The 17,586-nt window shown below is 71.5% G+C and carries 17 protein-coding genes; 12 read left to right on the top strand and 5 right to left on the bottom strand.

The window, feature by feature from the left end:
• Positions 1 to 2: 2 nt before the first annotated feature.
• Positions 3 to 3,542 (top strand): DNA polymerase III subunit alpha, encoded by a 3,540-nt coding sequence (dnaE, locus tag AB0D93_RS04595; protein ID WP_362112835.1) that lies wholly within the window; start codon positions 3 to 5, stop codon positions 3,540 to 3,542.
• Between the two features lie 83 nt (positions 3,543 to 3,625).
• Here the strand turns inward: dnaE and AB0D93_RS04590 are convergent, their stop codons facing one another.
• Positions 3,626 to 3,802, bottom strand: a complete 177-nt coding sequence (locus tag AB0D93_RS04590; RefSeq protein WP_362112832.1) for a hypothetical protein — start codon at positions 3,800 to 3,802, stop codon at positions 3,626 to 3,628.
• Positions 3,803 to 4,027: 225 nt separating this feature from the next.
• Between AB0D93_RS04590 and AB0D93_RS04585 the strand changes: the two genes are divergently transcribed.
• From AB0D93_RS04585 to AB0D93_RS04570, 4 genes are all read left to right on the top strand, one after another.
• A complete protein-coding gene (locus tag AB0D93_RS04585; protein WP_362112829.1) occupies positions 4,028 to 5,245 on the top strand; it encodes an NYN domain-containing protein in 1,218 nt (405 codons plus the stop codon).
• Positions 5,246 to 5,329: 84 nt separating this feature from the next.
• Entirely contained in the window at positions 5,330 to 6,343 is a 1,014-nt protein-coding gene (locus AB0D93_RS04580; protein WP_362112826.1) for an ABC transporter ATP-binding protein, read from the top strand.
• Positions 6,344 to 6,407: 64 nt separating this feature from the next.
• The gene (locus AB0D93_RS04575; protein ID WP_362112823.1) at positions 6,408 to 7,229 is read left to right on the top strand and encodes an ABC transporter permease; all 822 of its coding nucleotides are present in this window, start codon (positions 6,408 to 6,410) and stop codon (positions 7,227 to 7,229) included.
• Between the two features lie 34 nt (positions 7,230 to 7,263).
• The gene (locus tag AB0D93_RS04570; protein WP_362112820.1) at positions 7,264 to 7,902 is read left to right on the top strand and encodes an AAA family ATPase; all 639 of its coding nucleotides are present in this window, start codon (positions 7,264 to 7,266) and stop codon (positions 7,900 to 7,902) included.
• A gap of 68 nt (positions 7,903 to 7,970) precedes the next feature.
• Here AB0D93_RS04570 and ybaK read toward each other — a convergent pair whose 3' ends face one another.
• From ybaK to AB0D93_RS04550, 4 genes are all read right to left on the bottom strand, one after another.
• Complete coding sequence (gene ybaK, locus AB0D93_RS04565) at positions 7,971 to 8,471, bottom strand: Cys-tRNA(Pro) deacylase (protein WP_362112817.1); 501 nt, start codon at positions 8,469 to 8,471, stop codon at positions 7,971 to 7,973.
• Positions 8,472 to 8,480: 9 nt separating this feature from the next.
• Positions 8,481 to 9,221 carry an LON peptidase substrate-binding domain-containing protein gene (locus AB0D93_RS04560; protein ID WP_362112814.1) on the bottom strand — a complete coding sequence of 247 codons (741 nt, stop codon included), beginning with the start codon at positions 9,219 to 9,221 and terminating at the stop codon, positions 8,481 to 8,483.
• 11 nt (positions 9,222 to 9,232) lie between these two features.
• Positions 9,233 to 10,318, bottom strand: coding sequence for a hypothetical protein (locus AB0D93_RS04555; RefSeq protein ID WP_362112811.1), 1,086 nt, complete (start codon positions 10,316 to 10,318; stop codon positions 9,233 to 9,235).
• A gap of 580 nt (positions 10,319 to 10,898) precedes the next feature.
• Positions 10,899 to 12,476 (bottom strand): oxidoreductase, encoded by a 1,578-nt coding sequence (locus AB0D93_RS04550; protein WP_362112808.1) that lies wholly within the window; start codon positions 12,474 to 12,476, stop codon positions 10,899 to 10,901.
• 162 nt (positions 12,477 to 12,638) lie between these two features.
• On the opposite strand from AB0D93_RS04550, the gene hisD reads away from it, so the two are divergent.
• The 7 genes from hisD to AB0D93_RS04515 are packed head-to-tail and all read left to right on the top strand — an operon-like array spanning position 12,639 to position 17,584.
• Complete coding sequence (hisD, locus tag AB0D93_RS04545) at positions 12,639 to 13,964, top strand: histidinol dehydrogenase (protein WP_362112805.1); 1,326 nt, start codon at positions 12,639 to 12,641, stop codon at positions 13,962 to 13,964.
• The gene (locus tag AB0D93_RS04540) at positions 13,961 to 15,067 is read left to right on the top strand and encodes a histidinol-phosphate transaminase (protein WP_362112802.1); all 1,107 of its coding nucleotides are present in this window, start codon (positions 13,961 to 13,963) and stop codon (positions 15,065 to 15,067) included. The genes hisD and AB0D93_RS04540 overlap by 4 nt, the downstream gene beginning before the upstream one ends.
• A 3-nt stretch (positions 15,068 to 15,070) precedes the next feature.
• Positions 15,071 to 15,664: an imidazoleglycerol-phosphate dehydratase HisB gene (gene hisB / locus AB0D93_RS04535; RefSeq protein ID WP_055710051.1), complete on the top strand. Its 594-nt coding sequence runs from the start codon at positions 15,071 to 15,073 to the stop codon at positions 15,662 to 15,664.
• Positions 15,661 to 15,825 carry a hypothetical protein gene (locus tag AB0D93_RS04530; RefSeq protein ID WP_362112798.1) on the top strand — a complete coding sequence of 55 codons (165 nt, stop codon included), beginning with the start codon at positions 15,661 to 15,663 and terminating at the stop codon, positions 15,823 to 15,825. The genes hisB and AB0D93_RS04530 overlap by 4 nt, the downstream gene beginning before the upstream one ends.
• Positions 15,816 to 16,463 carry an imidazole glycerol phosphate synthase subunit HisH gene (gene hisH, locus AB0D93_RS04525; RefSeq protein ID WP_362112795.1) on the top strand — a complete coding sequence of 216 codons (648 nt, stop codon included), beginning with the start codon at positions 15,816 to 15,818 and terminating at the stop codon, positions 16,461 to 16,463. The genes AB0D93_RS04530 and hisH overlap by 10 nt, the downstream gene beginning before the upstream one ends.
• A gap of 3 nt (positions 16,464 to 16,466) precedes the next feature.
• Positions 16,467 to 17,192: a bifunctional 1-(5-phosphoribosyl)-5-((5-phosphoribosylamino)methylideneamino)imidazole-4-carboxamide isomerase/phosphoribosylanthranilate isomerase PriA gene (gene priA, locus AB0D93_RS04520; RefSeq protein ID WP_362112792.1), complete on the top strand. Its 726-nt coding sequence runs from the start codon at positions 16,467 to 16,469 to the stop codon at positions 17,190 to 17,192.
• A complete protein-coding gene (locus tag AB0D93_RS04515) occupies positions 17,189 to 17,584 on the top strand; it encodes a RidA family protein (protein ID WP_362112789.1) in 396 nt (131 codons plus the stop codon). The genes priA and AB0D93_RS04515 overlap by 4 nt, the downstream gene beginning before the upstream one ends.
• The last annotated feature ends 2 nt before the right edge of the window (positions 17,585 to 17,586 follow it).

Below are 17,586 nucleotides of genomic sequence, written 5' to 3'. Positions count from 1 at the left end.
CCGTGTCAAAGCCGCCCTTCACGCACCTGCACGTCCACACCCAGTACTCGCTGCTGGACGGTGCCGCGCGGCTCAAGGACATGTTCAACGCCTGCAACGAGATGGGCATGACGCACATCGCCATGTCCGACCACGGCAACCTCCACGGGGCGTACGACTTCTTCCACTCCGCGAAGAAGGCCGGAATCACCCCGATCATCGGGATCGAGGCGTATGTCGCCCCGGAGTCCCGGCGCAACAAGCGCAAGATCCAGTGGGGCCAGCCGCATCAGAAGCGGGACGACGTCTCCGGTTCCGGCGGCTACACCCACAAGACGATGTGGGCCGTGAACAAGACGGGGCTGCACAACCTCTTCCGGCTCTCCTCGGACGCCTACGCCGAGGGCTGGCTGCAGAAGTGGCCCCGGATGGACAAGGAGACCATCGCCCAGTGGTCCGAGGGCATCGTCGCCTCCACCGGCTGCCCCTCGGGCGAGGTGCAGACCCGGCTGCGCCTCGGCCAGTTCGACGAGGCCCTCAAGGCCGCCGCCGACTACCAGGACATCTTCGGCAAGGACCGCTACTTCCTGGAGCTGATGGACCACGGCATCGACATCGAGCACCGGGTCCGTGACGGCCTGCTGGAGATCGGCAGGAAGCTCGGCATCCCCCCGCTGGTCACGAACGACTCGCACTACACGTACGCGCACGAGGCCGGCGCCCACGACGCCCTGCTGTGCATCCAGACCGGCAAGAACCTCTCCGACCCGGACCGCTTCAAGTTCGACGGCACCGGCTACTACCTGAAGTCCACGGACGAGATGTACGCCATCGACTCCTCGGACGCCTGGCAGCAGGGCTGCGCCAACACGCTGCTCGTCGCCGAGATGGTCGACACCGACGGCATGTTCGAGAAGCGCGACCTCATGCCCAAGTTCGACATCCCCGAGGGCTACACCGAGGTCACCTGGTTCAAGGAGGAGGTGCGCCGCGGCATGGAGCGCCGCTTCCCCGGCGGCATCCCCGAGGACCGCCAGAAGCAGGCGGACTACGAGATGGACGTCATCATCTCGATGGGCTTCCCCGGCTACTTCCTCGTGGTCGCCGACTTCATCATGTGGGCCAAGAACAACGGCATCGCGGTCGGCCCCGGCCGAGGCTCCGCGGCCGGCTCGATCGTCGCCTACGCCATGGGCATCACCGACCTCGACCCGATCCCGCACGGCCTGATCTTCGAGCGGTTCCTCAACCCCGAGCGCATCTCGATGCCCGATGTCGACATCGACTTCGACGAGCGCCGGCGCGTCGAGGTGATCCGGTACGTGACCGAGAAGTACGGCGCCGACAAGGTCGCCATGATCGGCACCTACGGCACCATCAAGGCCAAGAACGCGATCAAGGACTCCGCGCGCGTCCTGGGCTACCCGTACGCGATGGGCGACCGCATCACCAAGGCCATGCCCGCCGACGTCCTCGGCAAGGGCATCCCGCTGTCCGGCATCACCGACCCGCAGCACCCGCGCTACAGCGAGGCCGGCGAGGTCCGCGCGATGTACGAGAACGAGCCGGACGTGAAGAAGGTCATCGACACCGCGCGCGGTGTGGAGGGCCTGGTCCGGCAGATGGGCGTGCACGCCGCCGGCGTGATCATGTCCAGCGAGACCATCACCGAGCACGTCCCGGTCTGGGTCAGGCACACCGACGGCGTGACCATCACGCAGTGGGACTACCCGAGCTGTGAGTCGCTCGGCCTGCTGAAGATGGACTTCCTGGGCCTGCGCAACCTCACGATCATGGACGACGCGGTCAAGATGGTGAAGGCCAACAAGGGCCTCGACATCGACCTGCTCTCCCTGCCGCTCGACGACCCCACGACCTTCGAACTGCTCCAGCGCGGCGACACCCTCGGCGTCTTCCAGTTCGACGGCGGGCCCATGCGCTCCCTGCTGCGCCTGATGAAGCCCGACAACTTCGAAGACATCTCCGCCGTGTCGGCCCTGTACCGCCCGGGCCCGATGGGCATGAACTCCCACACGAACTACGCGCTGCGCAAGAACAAGCAGCAGGAGATCACGCCGATCCACAAGGAGTTGGAGGAGCCCCTCGAAGAAGTCCTGGCCGTCACCTACGGCCTGATCGTCTACCAGGAGCAGGTGCAGAAGGCCGCCCAGATCATCGCGGGCTACTCGCTCGGCGAGGCCGACATCCTCCGCCGCGTGATGGGCAAGAAGAAGCCCGACGAGCTGGCCAAGAACTTCACCATCTTCCAGGCCGGCGCCCGTAAGAACGGCTACAGCGACGAGGCCATCCAGGCCCTGTGGGACGTGCTGGTCCCGTTCGCCGGCTACGCGTTCAACAAGGCCCACTCCGCCGCGTACGGCCTGGTGTCGTACTGGACGGCGTACCTGAAGGCGAACCACCCCGCCGAGTACATGGCCGCCCTCCTCACCTCCGTCAAGGACGACAAGGACAAGTCGGCGGTCTACCTCAACGAGTGCCGCCGCATGGGCATCCGGGTGCTCCCGCCGAACGTCAACGAGTCCGAGGCCAACTTCGCCGCCCAGGGCGACGACGTGATCCTCTTCGGCCTCTCCGCCGTCCGCAACGTCGGCACCAACGTGGTCGAGTCGATCATCAAGTGCCGCAAGGCCAAGGGGAAGTACGCCTCCTTCCCCGACTACCTCGACAAGGTCGAGGCGGTGGTCTGCAACAAGCGCACCACGGAATCGCTGATCAAGGCCGGCGCCTTCGACGAGATGGGCCACACCCGCAAGGGCCTCACGGCGCAGTACGAGCCGATGATCGACAACGTCGTGGCGGTCAAGCGCAAGGAGGCCGAGGGGCAGTTCGACCTCTTCGGCGGCATGGGCGAGGAGACCAGCAGCGAGCCCGGCTTCGGACTCGACGTGCAGTTCACCGACGAGGAGTGGGACAAGACCTATCTGCTCGCCCAGGAGCGGGAGATGCTCGGTCTCTACGTCTCCGACCACCCGCTCTTCGGCCTGGAACACGTCCTCGCCGACAAGGCCGACGCGGGCATCGCCCAGCTCACGGGGGGCGAGCACGCCGACGGCGCGGTCGTCACCATCGGCGGCATCATCTCGGGCCTGCAGCGCAAGATGACCAAGCAGGGCAACGCCTGGGCGATCGCCACCGTCGAGGACCTCGCCGGCTCCATCGAGTGCATGTTCTTCCCGGCGACCTACCAGCTCATCTCGACCCAACTCGTCGAGGACGCCGTGGTGTTCGTCAAAGGCCGCCTCGACAAGCGCGAGGACGTGCCCCGGCTCGTCGCCATGGAGCTGATGGTCCCGGACCTGTCCAACGCGGGCACCAACGCGCCGGTGATCCTCACCATCCCGGCCACCAGGGTCACCCCGCCCATGGTCAGTCGCCTCGGCGAGATCCTCAGCCACCACAAGGGCGACAGCGAGGTCCGCATCAAGCTCCAGGGCCCGCGCAAGACCACCGTGCTGCGCCTGGACCGGCACCGGGTCAAGCCCGACCCCGCCCTCTTCGGCGACTTGAAGGTGCTCCTCGGCCCGTCCTGCCTGGCCGGCTGAGCCCGCGTCCGGCGAGCACACACGCGAAGGGGCGCACCCGCCAAGGGTGCGCCCCTTCTGTGTGCCTGGGCTTCAACTGCCCTTTAGTTGTGGCCGAAGCTCTTCCGCTTCTTGCCGGCAACATCCGCGGGACTGCCCTGGATGTGCGACACCGGTGACTCGTGTGCCTCCGTCTGCCGCTGCGCGTGCTCGTGGCTCTGCTCGCCCTGCGACGCGCGGTTCTGAGGGCCGGCCTGCTTGCGGTTCTTGTTCTTGGCCATGGTGATCTGCCTCCTGTGGGGGATCTAGGGGCCAGGGCCGGGACCAGATTCACATACGCTGACATCAATCGCATGTCGGATAATTACCGTGTGTGACAGGGCAGCTGGGCGAGCGGGACCCCTAAACGCCACGCCGAAGATCGAGTTCCGGCCGTTAACCCTCGCGCCGTCGGGCAGACTCGAAGGAAGTCCGAAGCAAAACCTCCCGGGAAGAGGGTGAGTCGCGTGGACCGCTGCATCGTCCTGGTGGACGCCGGGTACCTGCTGGGAGCCGCCGCCAGCCTCCTCGCCGGTGAGCCCTCGCGGTCCCGGATCACCGTCGATCACACCGCGCTGATCCAGGCGCTGCGAGTACGCGCCGAGTCGGAGACCGAGCGTCCGCTGCTGCGCATCTACTGGTTCGACGGCGCCCCCGACCGTGTCCCCCAACCGGAGCATCGCCGGCTGCGCGTGATGCCCCGGGTCACCGTCCGGCTCGGCGCCCTCACCCGCAGCGACGGACGCTGGGCGCAGAAGGGCGTGGACGCCGCCATGCACGCCGAGCTGACCGAGCTGGCCCGCAATCGCGCCTGCTCCGACATCGTCCTCGTCACCGGCGACGGTGATCTGCTCCCCGGCATGATGGCAGCCAAGGAGCACGGCGTCGCCGTCCACCTGTGGGCCGTCCAGGCCGCCGACGGCGACTACAACCAGTCCGAGGACCTGGTCGCCGAGGCCGACGAACGACGCGTGCTGGACCGTGCCTGGATCACGCAGGCCGTCCGCGCCAAGGAGCTGACCAGCGTCTGCGCCCCGCCGCCCGCACCCCGGCCCGAGATCGCCGCCATCCTCTCCGCGCCGCTGCCCGAGTCCGCCCTCGCGGCGGCGGCCGAGCGGCCGGCCGACCAGGGCGCGCCCCAGTCGGCCGGCGCGGCGACGGAGAACGGCAGCCAGGAGCGGGCCGCCGGCTCCAAGGGCGTACCCACCCCCAAGGACCTCGCCGCCCTGCGCGCCCCCGGCGCCCAGCCCGTCCAGAACCCCACGACCGCGACCCTGCGGTGGTCCTCCGACAAGGGCTGGGTGGACCGCCCGGGCGCCGTCGCCGAGCCGCCCGAGGTGGCCTCCATGCCGACGCTCGCCCAGCTCACCACGGCCGAGCAGCGGTGGGCCGACCGTGAGGAGGACATCACCACCGTCGGCGGCGACCCGTACGAGGTGGGACAGGTCTTCGCCCGCCGCTGGATGTCGCGCCTCGGCGACCAGCTGCACCTGCAGAGGCTGTCCCAGCTGTACCCCCGCATCCCGCACCGCATCGACGGCGAGCTGCTGCGGTACGCCGCGCGGTTCGGGCTGCTCGCCCACAAGGACGACCAGATCGACGAGCACGACCGTTACGCCATCCGGGCGGGCTTCTGGCGGGAGATCGACGTGCCGGCCGCGGCGGAGAGCGTCCCGGGGGAGTGAGCCGGGCTGCGTCTCCTTACCGGTCGCGTACGGATGTGGCCCCAAAGGCGAGTAAAGCGCCCCTACCCCGTACCCTCGTCCCTTGTGAGTACGCGCGCGGCACAGGCACCTCGGTACGACGAGGTCGTACGCGTGCGCGGGCTCGGCAAGACCTATCCGGCCGTGAAAGGGCGCCGCGGCGCGCCCGGCACTCCCGAGGTACGGGCCACCGACGGGGTCGAACTGGACGTGCGACGCGGCGAGGTCTTCGGGCTGCTCGGGCCGAACGGCGCCGGCAAGTCCACCCTCGTACGGCAGCTCACCGGGCTGCTCCGGCCGGACACCGGCAGCGTCGAGATCCTCGGCCACGACATCGTCCGGCACCCCGAGCGGGCCGCGCGCATCCTCGCCTACCTGGGCCAGGAGTCCTCCGCGCTGGACGAGCTCACCGTCTCCCTCGCCGCCGAGACCACCGGACGCCTGCGCGGACTGGACCTGCGGCGGGCCCGGGCCGAGCGGGACGCCGTACTGGAGGAGCTGGGGCTCACGCCGATCGCCGGGCGGGCGCTGAAGAAGCTGTCGGGCGGGCAGCGGCGGCTGGCCTGCTTCGCCGCCGCACTCGTCGGCGAGCGGCCGCTGCTGGTGCTGGACGAGCCGACCACCGGCATGGACCCGGTGGCCCGGCGTGCCGTCTGGGCGGCCGTGGACCGACGGCGCGCCGAGCGCGGTACGACGGTGCTGCTGGTCACCCACAACGTCATCGAGGCCGAGACCGTACTCGACCGGGTCGCCGTCATCGACCAGGGACGGGTCATCGCCTGCGACACACCGGCCGGGCTGAAGGAACAGGTCGCCGGCGAGGTGCGGGTGGAGCTGGTGTGGCGGGAGCGGGCGCCGCTGGAGGTGCCGGAGGTGGCCGTGCTGCGCGAGCGCGCGGTGGAGTCCGGACGGCGCTGGACGCTGCGGCTCGCGCCCGAGGAGGCCCGCGCCGCCGTCGCCACGGTGACCGGTGGGGACGCCTTCGCGGCCCTGGACGACTTCACCCTCGCCACGCCCAGCCTGGAGGACGTCTACCTGGCGCTGGGCGGCGCGGCACGGCAGGGTCTGGTGAAGGCATGAGCGTGGGGGCCGCGGCGAACGTATGGGTGTGCGCGACCGCCGTACGGAAGAGGAGCAGCTCGTCGTGAGTGTCGTACCCGCGGAGGTTCTGCCGGGCGGTGCCCGGGCCGTGCCGGACAGGGTGACCGGCGCGGCCGAACTCGGCCCGGCGGCCCGGCTGTGGCCGTCGCTGGCGGCCGTCTACCGGGCGCAGCTGTCCCGGGCCCGGGTGTCGCGGATCCCGCTGCTGTTCGTGGCCACCTTCCAGTCCGTCGGCATCGCCGTGATGATGCGGGGCGTCGTCGACAGCGGCAGCGAGGCCCAGTCCGTGGTGGCCGGTTCCTCGGTGCTGGTCGTCGCCTATGTGGCCCTGAACCTGCTGTCGCAGTACTTCGGGCAGTTGCGGGCGAGCGGCGGGCTCGACCACTACGCCACGCTGCCGGTGCCGCCGGCCGCGGTGGTGCTGGGCGCGGCGGCCGCGTACGCCTCCTTCACCGTGCCGGGGACCCTGGTGACGGCCGTGTTCGGGTGTGTGCTCTTCGGGCTGCCGCTGTCCAACCTGTGGATCCTGCTGGCCGTGATCCCGCTCGCCGGGGCCGCCCTGGCCGGGCTCGGCGCCGCCTGCGGGCTGCTCGCGCCCCGGCCCGAGCTGGCCACGCTGCTCGGACAGCTGGGCATGTCCGCGGCACTGCTGCTGGGGGTGCTGCCGGCCGACCGGATGCCGGAGATCATCCGGCTGGCGCGGGATCTGCTGCCGTCGACCTACGGCGTGGAGGCGTACGCCCGGACTTTCGGGGCACACCCCGACTGGGCCGTCGTCCTCGTCGACCTGGGGGTGTGTGCGGGTGTCGGAGTCGTCTCGCTGGCGGTGGCGACCCGGGCGTACCGCCGAGCCGCCGTCCGGTGACGCGCCGCACAGGGCGACCTGGCACGATGGCAGGGTGACCGCACCGCTGACGCCGCCCACGCCGCCGCACAACCAGTCCTCCAACGACGCCTGGCAGGCGCCGCCGCCTGCCGGGGTGCCGGGGGGCGTGTACGAACAGGACGGTCCCGGGATGAAGACCGAACTGCGGGACGCCGCCGTGATCACGGTGGCCGTGGCGTTGGGCGGGGTGCTGCTGGGGCTCCTCTGGTTCTGGCTGGCGCCGCATCTGCCGCTGGTCGGCGAGGTGGTCGACAAGAGCTGGGTCGTCTACCGCAAGGACAGCGAGGGTGAGCAGGCGATCGGGGTGGACGGCACGTTCACCCTGCTGGCGCTGGGCTTCGGGCTCGTCAGTGCGGTGATCGTCTTTCTGCTGCGGCGACGTGGGGGTGTGCCGGTCGTGGTGGCGCTCGGACTCGGTGCGCTGCTCGGGTCGGTGCTGGCGTGGCGGCTGGGGATATGGCTCGGGCCCTCGAAGGACGCGCTGGCGCATGCCCAGCACGTGGGGCAGGGGGTCGTCTTCTCGGCCGCGCTGGATCTGGGGGCGAAGGGGGCGCTGCTGGCCTGGCCGTTGGGCGCGTTGCTGGTCCACCTCGGACTGACGGCGCTGTTCGGGCCCCGGGACCCTGAGCCGCAGTATCCGCACCAGCCGTAACCAGCAGGCTCCGCCCCCTGGCCCCGGTTCGGCCGCCGTCAGCCCGCGGGCAGGGGGCTCGTCGCCCGTCAGGCTCGGGCGACCGGTGCCAGTGTGGCGTTCGTCAGTCGTGCCAAGTCGGTGGGGGAGAGCTCCACTTCCAGGCCCCGGCGGCCCGCGGACACGCAGATCGTGTCGTGGGCCTTCGCCGAGTCGTCCAGTACCGTCGGCAGTGTCCTGCGCTGGCCGAGGGGTGAGATGCCGCCCCGTACGTAGCCGGTCGTGCGTTCCGCGAGTGCCGGATCGGCCATGGCCGCCCGCTTGCCGCCCACCGCGGCCGCCAGGGACTTGAGGTCCAGGGAGCCGGAGACCGGGACGACGGCCACGGTCAGGGTGCCGTCGACGTCCGCCACCAGGGTCTTGAAGACGCGGTCGGGGGACACGCCCATCGCCTCCGCCGCCTCCTCGCCGTAGGAGGGGTGGGCGGGGTCGTGGTCGTAGGAGTGGATCGTGAAGTCCACGCCGGCCGATGCGAGGGCGACCGTCGCCGGGGTGCCGCCGGACTGCTGTTTCTTCGACTTCTTCGCCATCCGTCTTCCTCAGTTCAGGCTCGTCGGCGCCCGGGTCAGCTCGAACGCGGGCAGCGACGGAAGACTACGGATGATGGCCGTCTCGGAGCGAAGGAGTTTCAGCTCGTCGCGCAGGCGGGACGCGGTGTCGGGCGCCTGGAGCAGCCGCTGCTTGGTCGGCGTGTCGTGCACCATCGCGGCGGCCACCAGGTACGACACCACGCCCGGGTCGTCCGGCAGCTCGGCCCCGGTGGACAGCGAGCGCTCGCGGGCACCCGCCAGACGCTTCTGGTACTGGCGGAAGGAGCGCAGCACGCCCTCGGCCAGCGCGCCCGCCTCGTCGCCCGGCTCCTCCGGCAGTTCCTCCAGCTCCGCCGTCAGGAACGGGCCCGACGCGTCGACGGACAGCAGACGCACCCGGGTCGTGCCGGTGGCCAGCACCTCGAAGGTGCCGTCGGCCCGCTCCCGGATGGTTGCCGCGTCCGCCACACAGCCCACCCCGTGGAAGGCCTTGAGCGGCTCCGGGCCGAAACCCGCGGCCGGTCCCCGCTCGGGCTGTGCCGTCGGGTCCGGCATGCCGGGGGCGCTCGGCGCCACCTCGTAGCCGTCACGGATGGCCACGACGGCGAACCGGCGCGGTTCGTCCTCCGGTGTCTTGAGCAACTCGCGCATCATCGCGCGGTAGCGCTCCTCGAAGACGTTCAGCGGCAGCACCAGCCCCGGGAACAGCACCGTGTTCAGGGGGAAGAGCGGGAGTCGGGCGGTGGTCACGACGCCCCAGCCTAGTGGTCACCGGCGTCGGCGTGTCCGCCGTGTTCGCCGAGCGGGGCCGGGGGCCAGGTCGTCAGCCCCGCCGGGACGGCCCGGGGACCCGGCGTCAGCAGGTGCTCGCGCAGCCGCAGGAAGTGGCCGAGCGGGTCGTCGGAGAACCGGTCCCAGGGGAAGGACGTGGCGTACGGGCCGATCAGGGCGAGCTGGGCACGTGCGTCCTCCCAGCGGTCCAGGCGTATCAGGACGTACAGGAGCTTGTTACGGATCTGGGCGGGCCACGGGTCGGCGGCCGCGAAGCGGGCGGAGAGCGCGAGCGCCCGGTCGGCGGCGTCGTCCAGCCGGGCGCGCGGGATCTCGGGGCCGCAGCCGTCGGTGAGGTAGCCGAAGGCGGCCCGGGCCGGCAGGGCCTGGACGAGCGAGTCGGCCGGGGCGTCCTGCGCGGCGCGGTCGGCGAAGTCGAAGCACTCGCGGTGCGAGGCCCGGCGGGCGTGCGGGGCGTCGCCCCACAACACGCAGCAGGAGGCGGCCAGATAGCGCAGCGCGGCCACATGGCAGCCGTAGTGGTGCGGGGCGCGCCGGACGGCCGCCTCCCACAGCTCCTCGAAGTACCGGTGGCCCGCCCGCGAGCCGCGCGCGTGGTCCAGCGCGATCCGCCAGGGCACCGGGTCGCGGTCGTCGGCCCGGGCGGCCGCCGTGATCAGCGGGCTCACCTCGCGCAGCAGTTCGGCGCGGGCCGGCGAGGGCCAGACGCGGTCCACCGCCAGCTGTGCCCCGACCAGCAGGGCGCCGGGGTCCTCCGGGGCGGTCGCGCGCCAGGTCTCGAGCCACTCGGGGCGCGAGCGGGCGAAGCCGGCCAGGCGCCGCACGTACCGGTCGTGGTTCTCCCAGGCCGCCGCGGCGCGGGTGGCGGCCAGCAGACCGCCCGCGGCGGCGTACTCGCCGCGGGCGGCAGCGACCAGCGCGGGCGAAAGCCGGTCGTCGGGCGCGTCGAGCACGGCCTCGTCCCCGGCCGGGGGACGGCCGGCCGAGCGCGCGGAGCGTTTGGTCATCCGGGTGGGGCGGATGAACGAGGGCAGCAGAGCCATGGTGCCGACCATTGAAAGACCGCAGGTCGGCGGCGCGCCAGAGGCTTCGGGCAAGTCATGGAAAGTTGTACGGCGGTCGGTCAAGGACCGGCAAAGGTGATTCTTCAACTTTTGAGACCCCTGTGGCTTCTGCGCCCCTCGTGCCACCATGCGCCCCCACCGCAGCAGCCGCGTCAGCCCGGCAGTGGCAGCCGTCTCGGTCCCGCAGTGGCCGCGTCAGCCCGGCAGCGGCCGCGTCAGCCCGGCAGCGGCCGCGTCAGCCCGGCAGTGGCAGGCGTCTCAGTCCCGTAGCCGCAGTCGGGTCAGCCCGGCAGCGGGCAGTCGTCTCAGCCCCGTAGCCGCAGCCGGGTCAGCCCGGTAGCGGCAGCCGTCTCAGTCCCGCAGACGGCAGCCGCGTCAGCCCGGCAGCGGCAGCCGTCTCAGTCCCGCAGCCGTCTCAACCCCGTAGCCGCAGCAGTCTCGGTCCCGCAGCCGCAGCCGTTTCAGCCCCGCAGCCACAGCCGTCTCAACCCCGTGGTCGCAGCCGCGTCAGCCCGGCAGCGGCAGCCGTCTCAGTCCCGCAGCGGCAGCGGCAGCCGTAGCCGTAGCCGTGTCAGCCCCGCCGCAGCAGCCGTGTCGCCCCCGCTGCCACCGTCGTCGCCAGGATCCAGCCGAGCAGGATCATCACGGCCGCCAGCCACTGCCAGCCGCCGCGCAGCTGCCACTGGCCCACCTGGCCGAGGTCGATCACCGGCAGCAGCAGGTCCAGGGTGAACAGGGCCGGGCTCCAGTACGGATGCGCGTCGTGGCTCACCGGCGGATGGTCCGCGTGCGCGAACGCCAGCGTGCCCGCCGCCCACAACACCGCCATCCACACCGCGGCCCGGCCCGGACGGTAGCCGTAGGCCACGGCCCAGTCCTGCACGAATCCCCAGATCTTCGCGGCCGGCGGCAGCGTCTCGCGGCGCCGGCGCTGCTTGGCGAGCAGCACCTCGCGCGCGTCCTCGTCCTCCCCGGCCGCCCGCAGCACCGAGGCCAGCCGTTCGTACGGCTCCGGGGCGTACTCCGCGGTGGCCGCCGCCACCCAGTCCAGCCGGCCGGTCAGCGGGAACGGGCCGCGCGGGACGAGGTTCTCGTAGACGAAGCCGCCCATGTGCAGATTGCCCGGACCGGGCCAGCTCGCCGCCCGGTCGACCAGGTTGACGGTCCGCGCGCCGGACAGCACCACCTTGCCGCCCTGCGGCATGTCGCCGAGGAAGCGCAGCTCCGACGCGTGCACCCGGCGCAGCGACAGCTCCTGGTCGTCGGTGAGGGTGAACCGGGCCCGCTCGAGGTCGACGGCGTCCCCGAACCGCCCGTCGTCCAGGCGTATCCCGCCCCGGCACTCGAAGCGCTGGATCCGCGTCCCGCGCGCCGGGGTCGTGCCGCTCAGCAGCGGGCTGCCCACCCCGGCCGGGGTCAGGTACAGGGTGCGCTCGACGGTCAGCTGGGGCGCGTTCAGGGCGTAGCGGGAGTACGGGTTGTCCAGCACCGCGCCGCGCAGGCTGAGCGACACGCCGACCTTGGCGGCGCGCAGCCGCAGCTCACCGTGCGACTGCAGCATCTCCGCCTGCAGGTCCTGGCCGACGGTCATGCCGTCCGCCGAGATCGACCGCCCGCCGCGGTCGCGGTACACCACCGCCTGGTTGAGCATCAGGTCGGTGCCGATGTGCGCGTCCGTCAGCCGGACGCCGTTCTGGAAGCGGCAGCGCGGCAGATGCAGGTCGCCCTCGGTGTGCACCCGGGCCGCCTCAAGACGGGGCACCGCGCAGTCCACCATGCGCAACGTCGTGAACCGGGCCTCCGGCAGCAGGACCTCGTCGTCGAACCGGCAGCCGCGCAGCTCGACGTACGGCTGGACCGTGCCGCCCGAGAGGTCCAGCGTGCCGTTGATCCGCACGCCGGTCAGCTTCAGCGCGGACACCCGGCCCGCGAGCGCGGGCGGCCCGTCCAGCAGCAGCCAGGCCACGATCCGCGCGCGCACCGTGCGCTCCGGGCCCCAGGGGTGACCGCCGTGCGGGTCGTCCACCACGGTGTCCCCGCAGCTCAGGTCGTACACGCTGCCGTTGCGGAAGGCCTGCCACATGCCCGCCTCGGCCGCGGTCAGCTGGTCGGGCAGGTCCCCGGCGACGACGCCGGCCCCCTCGGTCACCTCGGTCCTCTCCTGTCCAGTGCTTTCGTACAGCCGTTCATGCCCGCTGAGTGACGTCCGGAACACTAAACGTGAAGGCGATCTTCCGAGTTCGGCCACGTTCTGTATCAGCCATTGATACGCGCCCACGGCTCGGGACGGCGGTCTGAGAGAATTGGGACTGTGATCTCCCGAATCGATCTGCGCGGCGACGCCCTTCCCGAGGGCCCCGCCCTGCGCGACCTGCTGCCCCGAGCCGACTTCGACGTGGCGGCCGCCCTGGAGAAGGTGCGTCCGATCTGCGAGGCCGTGCATCATCGTGGCGACGCGGCGCTGATCGACTTCGCCGAGAAGTTCGACGGAGTACGGCTGGAATCCGTCCGTGTCCCGGCCCAGGCGCTCTCCGACGCGCTGGCCGCCCTCGACCCGGCCGTGCGCGCCGCGCTGGAGGAGTCCATCCGCCGCGCCCGCCTGGTCCACCGCGAGCAGCGCCGCGGCACCCACACCACCCAGGTCGTGCCCGGCGGCTCGGTCACCGAGAAGTGGGTGCCCGTCGACCGCGTCGGGCTGTACGCGCCGGGCGGCCGGTCCGTCTACCCCTCGTCCGTGATCATGAACGCCGTACCGGCCCAGGAGGCGGGGGTCGAGTCCATCGCGCTCGCCTCCCCGCCCCAGGCCGAGTTCGGAGGCCTCCCGCACCCGACGATCCTCGCCGCCTGCGCGCTGCTCGGCGTGGACGAGGTCTACGCGGCCGGCGGCGCCACGGCCGTCGCGATGTTCGCCTACGGCACCGAGTCCTGCCCGCCCGCCAACATGGTCACCGGCCCGGGCAACATCTGGGTGGCCGCCGCCAAACGCTTCTTCACCGGGAAGATCGGCATCGACGCCGAGGCCGGACCGACCGAGATCGCGATCCTCGCCGACGACACCGCCGACCCGGTGCACGTGGCCTCCGACCTGATCAGCCAGGCCGAGCACGACCCGCTCGCGGCGGCCGTGCTGGTCACCGACTCCGTCGAACTGGCGGAGGCGGTGGAGAAGGAGCTCCAGCCGCAGGTCACGGCCACCAAGCACGTCGAGGACCGGATCGTGCCCGCACTCAAGGGCAGGCAGTCCGCGATCGTGCTGGTCGACGGCGTCGAGGAGGGCCTGCGGGTCGTCGACGCGTACGGCGCCGAGCACCTGGAGATCCAGACCGCCGACGCGGCCGCCGTGGCCGACCGGGTCCGGAACGCGGGCGCGATCTTCATCGGCCCCTGGGCCCCCGTCTCCCTCGGCGACTACGCGGCCGGGTCCAACCACGTCCTGCCCACCGGTGGCTGTGCCTGCCACTCCTCGGGCCTGTCCGTGCAGTCCTTCCTGCGCGGTATCCACATCGTCGACTACACCAAGGACGCGCTGGCCGAGGTCGCGCACCACGTGGTGACGCTGGCGGAGGCGGAGGACCTCCCGGCGCACGGCGCGGCGGTCAAGGCGAGGTTCGGCTGGAAGGTACCCGAGAGCAAGTGAGCGACGTGAGGATCGACGATCTTCCCGTACGGGACGAACTGCGCGGCAAGTCCCCTTACGGCGCGCCCCAGTTGGACGTCCCCGTACGGCTGAACACCAACGAGAACCCCTACCCGCTGCCCGAACCGCTGGTCGAGCGGATCACGGAGCGGGTGCGGGAGGCCGCCCGCGACCTGAACCGCTACCCCGACCGGGACGCGGTCCAGCTGCGCACCGAGCTGGCCAAGTACCTGACGAAGACCGGCAAGCACCCGCTCGGCCTCGGGAACGTGTGGGCCGCCAACGGCTCCAACGAGGTCATCCAGCAGCTGCTGCAGACCTTCGGCGGGCCGGGCCGTACCGCCATCGGCTTCGAGCCGTCGTACTCGATGCACGCGCTCATCGCGCGCGGCACCGGCACGGGCTGGATCTCCGGGCCCCGGGGCGAGGACTTCACCATCGACCTCGCGGCGGCCGAGCGGGCCATCGCCGAGCACAAGCCGGACGTCGTCTTCATCACCACCCCCAACAACCCCACGGGCAACGCGGTCCCGCCCGGGACGGTCCTCGCGCTGTACGAGGCGGCCCAGGCGGCCAAGCCGTCGATGGTGATCGTGGACGAGGCGTACATCGAGTTCAGCCACGGCGACTCGCTGCTGCCGCTGCTGGAGGGCCGCCCGAACCTGGTGATCTCGCGGACGATGTCCAAGGCGTTCGGCGCGGCGGGCCTGCGCCTCGGCTACCTCGCCGCCGACCCGGCGGTCGTGGACGCCGTCCAGCTGGTCCGGCTGCCGTACCACCTGTCGGCGATCACCCAGGCGACCGCCCTGGCCGCCCTGGAGCACACCGACACCCTGCTCGGGTACGTCGAGCAGCTGAAGGCGGAACGGGACCGGCTGGTCGCCGAACTGCGCGCGACCGGCTACGAGGTCACCGCGTCCGACGCGAACTTCGTGCAGTTCGGGCGGTTCGCCGACGCCCACACCGCCTGGCAGCGGATCCTCGACCGGGGCGTCCTGGTCCGGGACAACGGCGTACCGGGGTGGCTGCGGGTGTCCGCCGGCACCCCGGAGGAGAACGACGCGTTCCTCGACGCGGTCCGTGAGTTGAAGAAGGAGCTGTGAGGCATGAGCCGCGTAGGACGCATAGAGCGCACCACGAAGGAGACCTCGGTGCTCGTCGAGATCGATCTCGACGGCACCGGCCGGACCGACATCGCCACCGGCGTCGGCTTCTACGACCACATGCTCGACCAGCTCGGCCGGCACGGTCTGTTCGACCTGACCGTGAAGACCGACGGTGACCTGCACATCGACTCCCACCACACCATCGAGGACACCGCCCTCGCGCTCGGCGCCGCCTTCAAGCAGGCCCTCGGCGACAAGGTGGGCATCTACCGCTTCGGCAACTGCACGGTCCCGCTGGACGAGTCCCTCGCCCAGGTGACCGTCGACCTGTCCGGCCGCCCGTACCTCGTGCACACCGAGCCCGAGAACATGGCGCCGATGATCGGCGAGTACGACACGACGATGACCCGGCACATCCTGGAGTCCTTCGTCGCCCAGGCGCAGATCGCGCTGCACGTGCACGTGCCGTACGGGCGCAACGCGCACCACATCGTGGAGTGCCAGTTCAAGGCGCTCGCCCGGGCGCTGCGCTACGCCTCGGAGCGCGACCCGCGCGCGGCCGGCATCCTCCCCTCCACGAAGGGCGCCCTGTGAACAGCCTGTCCTCGCTGCTGATCGTCGTCGGTCTCTTCCTGGTCGGCGGCATCGTCTCCTTCGTCAAGCAGAAGATGCCCGCGAGCCTGATCGTGCTGCTCTCCATCGGCGCCGGGCTGTGCCTCGTCGCGGGCGTCATGCGGCTGGGGGTGTGGAATTGACCGCTCCCAAGAAGGTCGTCGTCTTCGACTACGGCTTCGGCAACGTCCGCTCCGCCGAGCGTGCCCTCGCGCGCGTGGGCGCCGACGTCGAGATCACGCGTGACTTCGACGAGGCGATGAACGCCGACGGCCTGCTGGTGCCGGGCGTCGGCGCGTTCGCCGCCTGCATGCAGGGCCTGCGGGCCGCGCGCGGTGACTGGGTGGTCGACCGCCGGCTGTCCGGAGGCCGGCCCGTGATGGGCATCTGCGTCGGCATGCAGATCCTGTTCGCGCGCGGCATCGAGCACGGCGTGGAGGCCGAGGGCCTGGACGAGTGGCCCGGCACGGTCGCGCCGCTCGAGGCCGAGGTCGTGCCCCACATGGGCTGGAACACCGTCGACGCCCCCGCCGACTCGGAGCTGTTCGCCGGCCTGGACGCCGACGCCCGCTTCTACTTCGTCCACTCCTACGCCGTCCACGACTGGCAGCTGGAGTCGCACAACCCGGTGATCGCGGCCCCCAAGGTGACCTGGTCGACGCACGGCAAGCCGTTCGTGGCCGCCGTGGAGAACGGCGCCCTGTGGGCCACGCAGTTCCACCCCGAGAAGTCCGGCGACGCCGGCGCCCAGCTCCTCACCAACTGGATCGGAACCCTGTAGACCATGGCCAAGCTCGAACTCCTCCCCGCCGTCGATGTCCGCGACGGCCAGGCCGTCCGCCTCGTGCACGGCGAGTCCGGGACCGAGACCTCCTACGGCTCCCCGCTGGAGGCCGCCCTCGCCTGGCAGCGCTCCGGCGCCGAGTGGCTGCACCTGGTCGACCTGGACGCGGCCTTCGGCACCGGCGACAACCGCGAGCTGATCGCCGAGGTCGCCGGGGCCATGGACATCAAGGTGGAGCTGTCCGGCGGCATCCGGGACGACGCCTCGCTGGCCGCCGCCCTGGCCACCGGCTGCACCCGGGTCAACCTCGGCACGGCCGCCCTGGAGACCCCCGAGTGGGTCGCCAAGGTCATCGCCGAGCACGGCGACAAGATCGCCGTCGGCCTGGACGTGCGGGGCACGACCCTGCGCGGGCGCGGCTGGACCCGCGACGGCGGCGACCTCTACGAGACGCTGGAGCGCCTCAACAAGGAGGGCTGCGCCCGCTACGTCGTCACCGACATCGCCAAGGACGGCACCCTCCAGGGCCCGAACCTCCAGCTGCTGAAGAACGTGTGCGCGGCCACCGACCGCCCGGTCGTGGCCTCCGGCGGCGTGTCGTCCCTGGACGACCTCCGCGCCATCGCCGACCTGGTACCCCTCGGTGTCGAGGGCTCCATCGTCGGGAAGGCCCTGTACGCGAAGGCGTTCACCCTGGAAGAGGCCTTGGAGGCTGTGTCGTCATGACGTCCGATGCCGTGCGGCGGGTGCAGAGCGGAAGTCCCTGGGAAGAGAGTTTCGGGTTCGCGCGCGCCGTCGCGGCGGGCGACCGGGTGTCCGTCGGGGGCACCACGTCCTTCAAGGGCACGGTGCTGTACGGCGAGGGCGACCCGTACGAGCAGACCAGGGTCGCCTTCGGCAACGCCCTGGAAGCGCTGAAGGAGTTCGGGCTCGGTGTCGAGTCCGTGATCCGGACCCGTATGTATCTGAGCCATGTGCGCGACGTCGACGAGGCGGGGCGGGCCCACAAGGAGCTGTTCGACTCCGTGCGCCCGTGCTCGACCCTGCTGGTGGTCGAGGGCTTCGTCGATCCGCGCATCCTGGTCGAAGTCGAGCTTGAAGCATTCAGAGGAGCCTGAGC

Origin of the sequence: Streptomyces sp. NPDC048191, from assembly GCF_040652655.1 — a bacterium.
In the GTDB taxonomy this organism is placed as follows: domain Bacteria; phylum Actinomycetota; class Actinomycetes; order Streptomycetales; family Streptomycetaceae; genus Streptomyces.
This window is presented reverse-complemented; position numbering and strand designations above follow the sequence as displayed.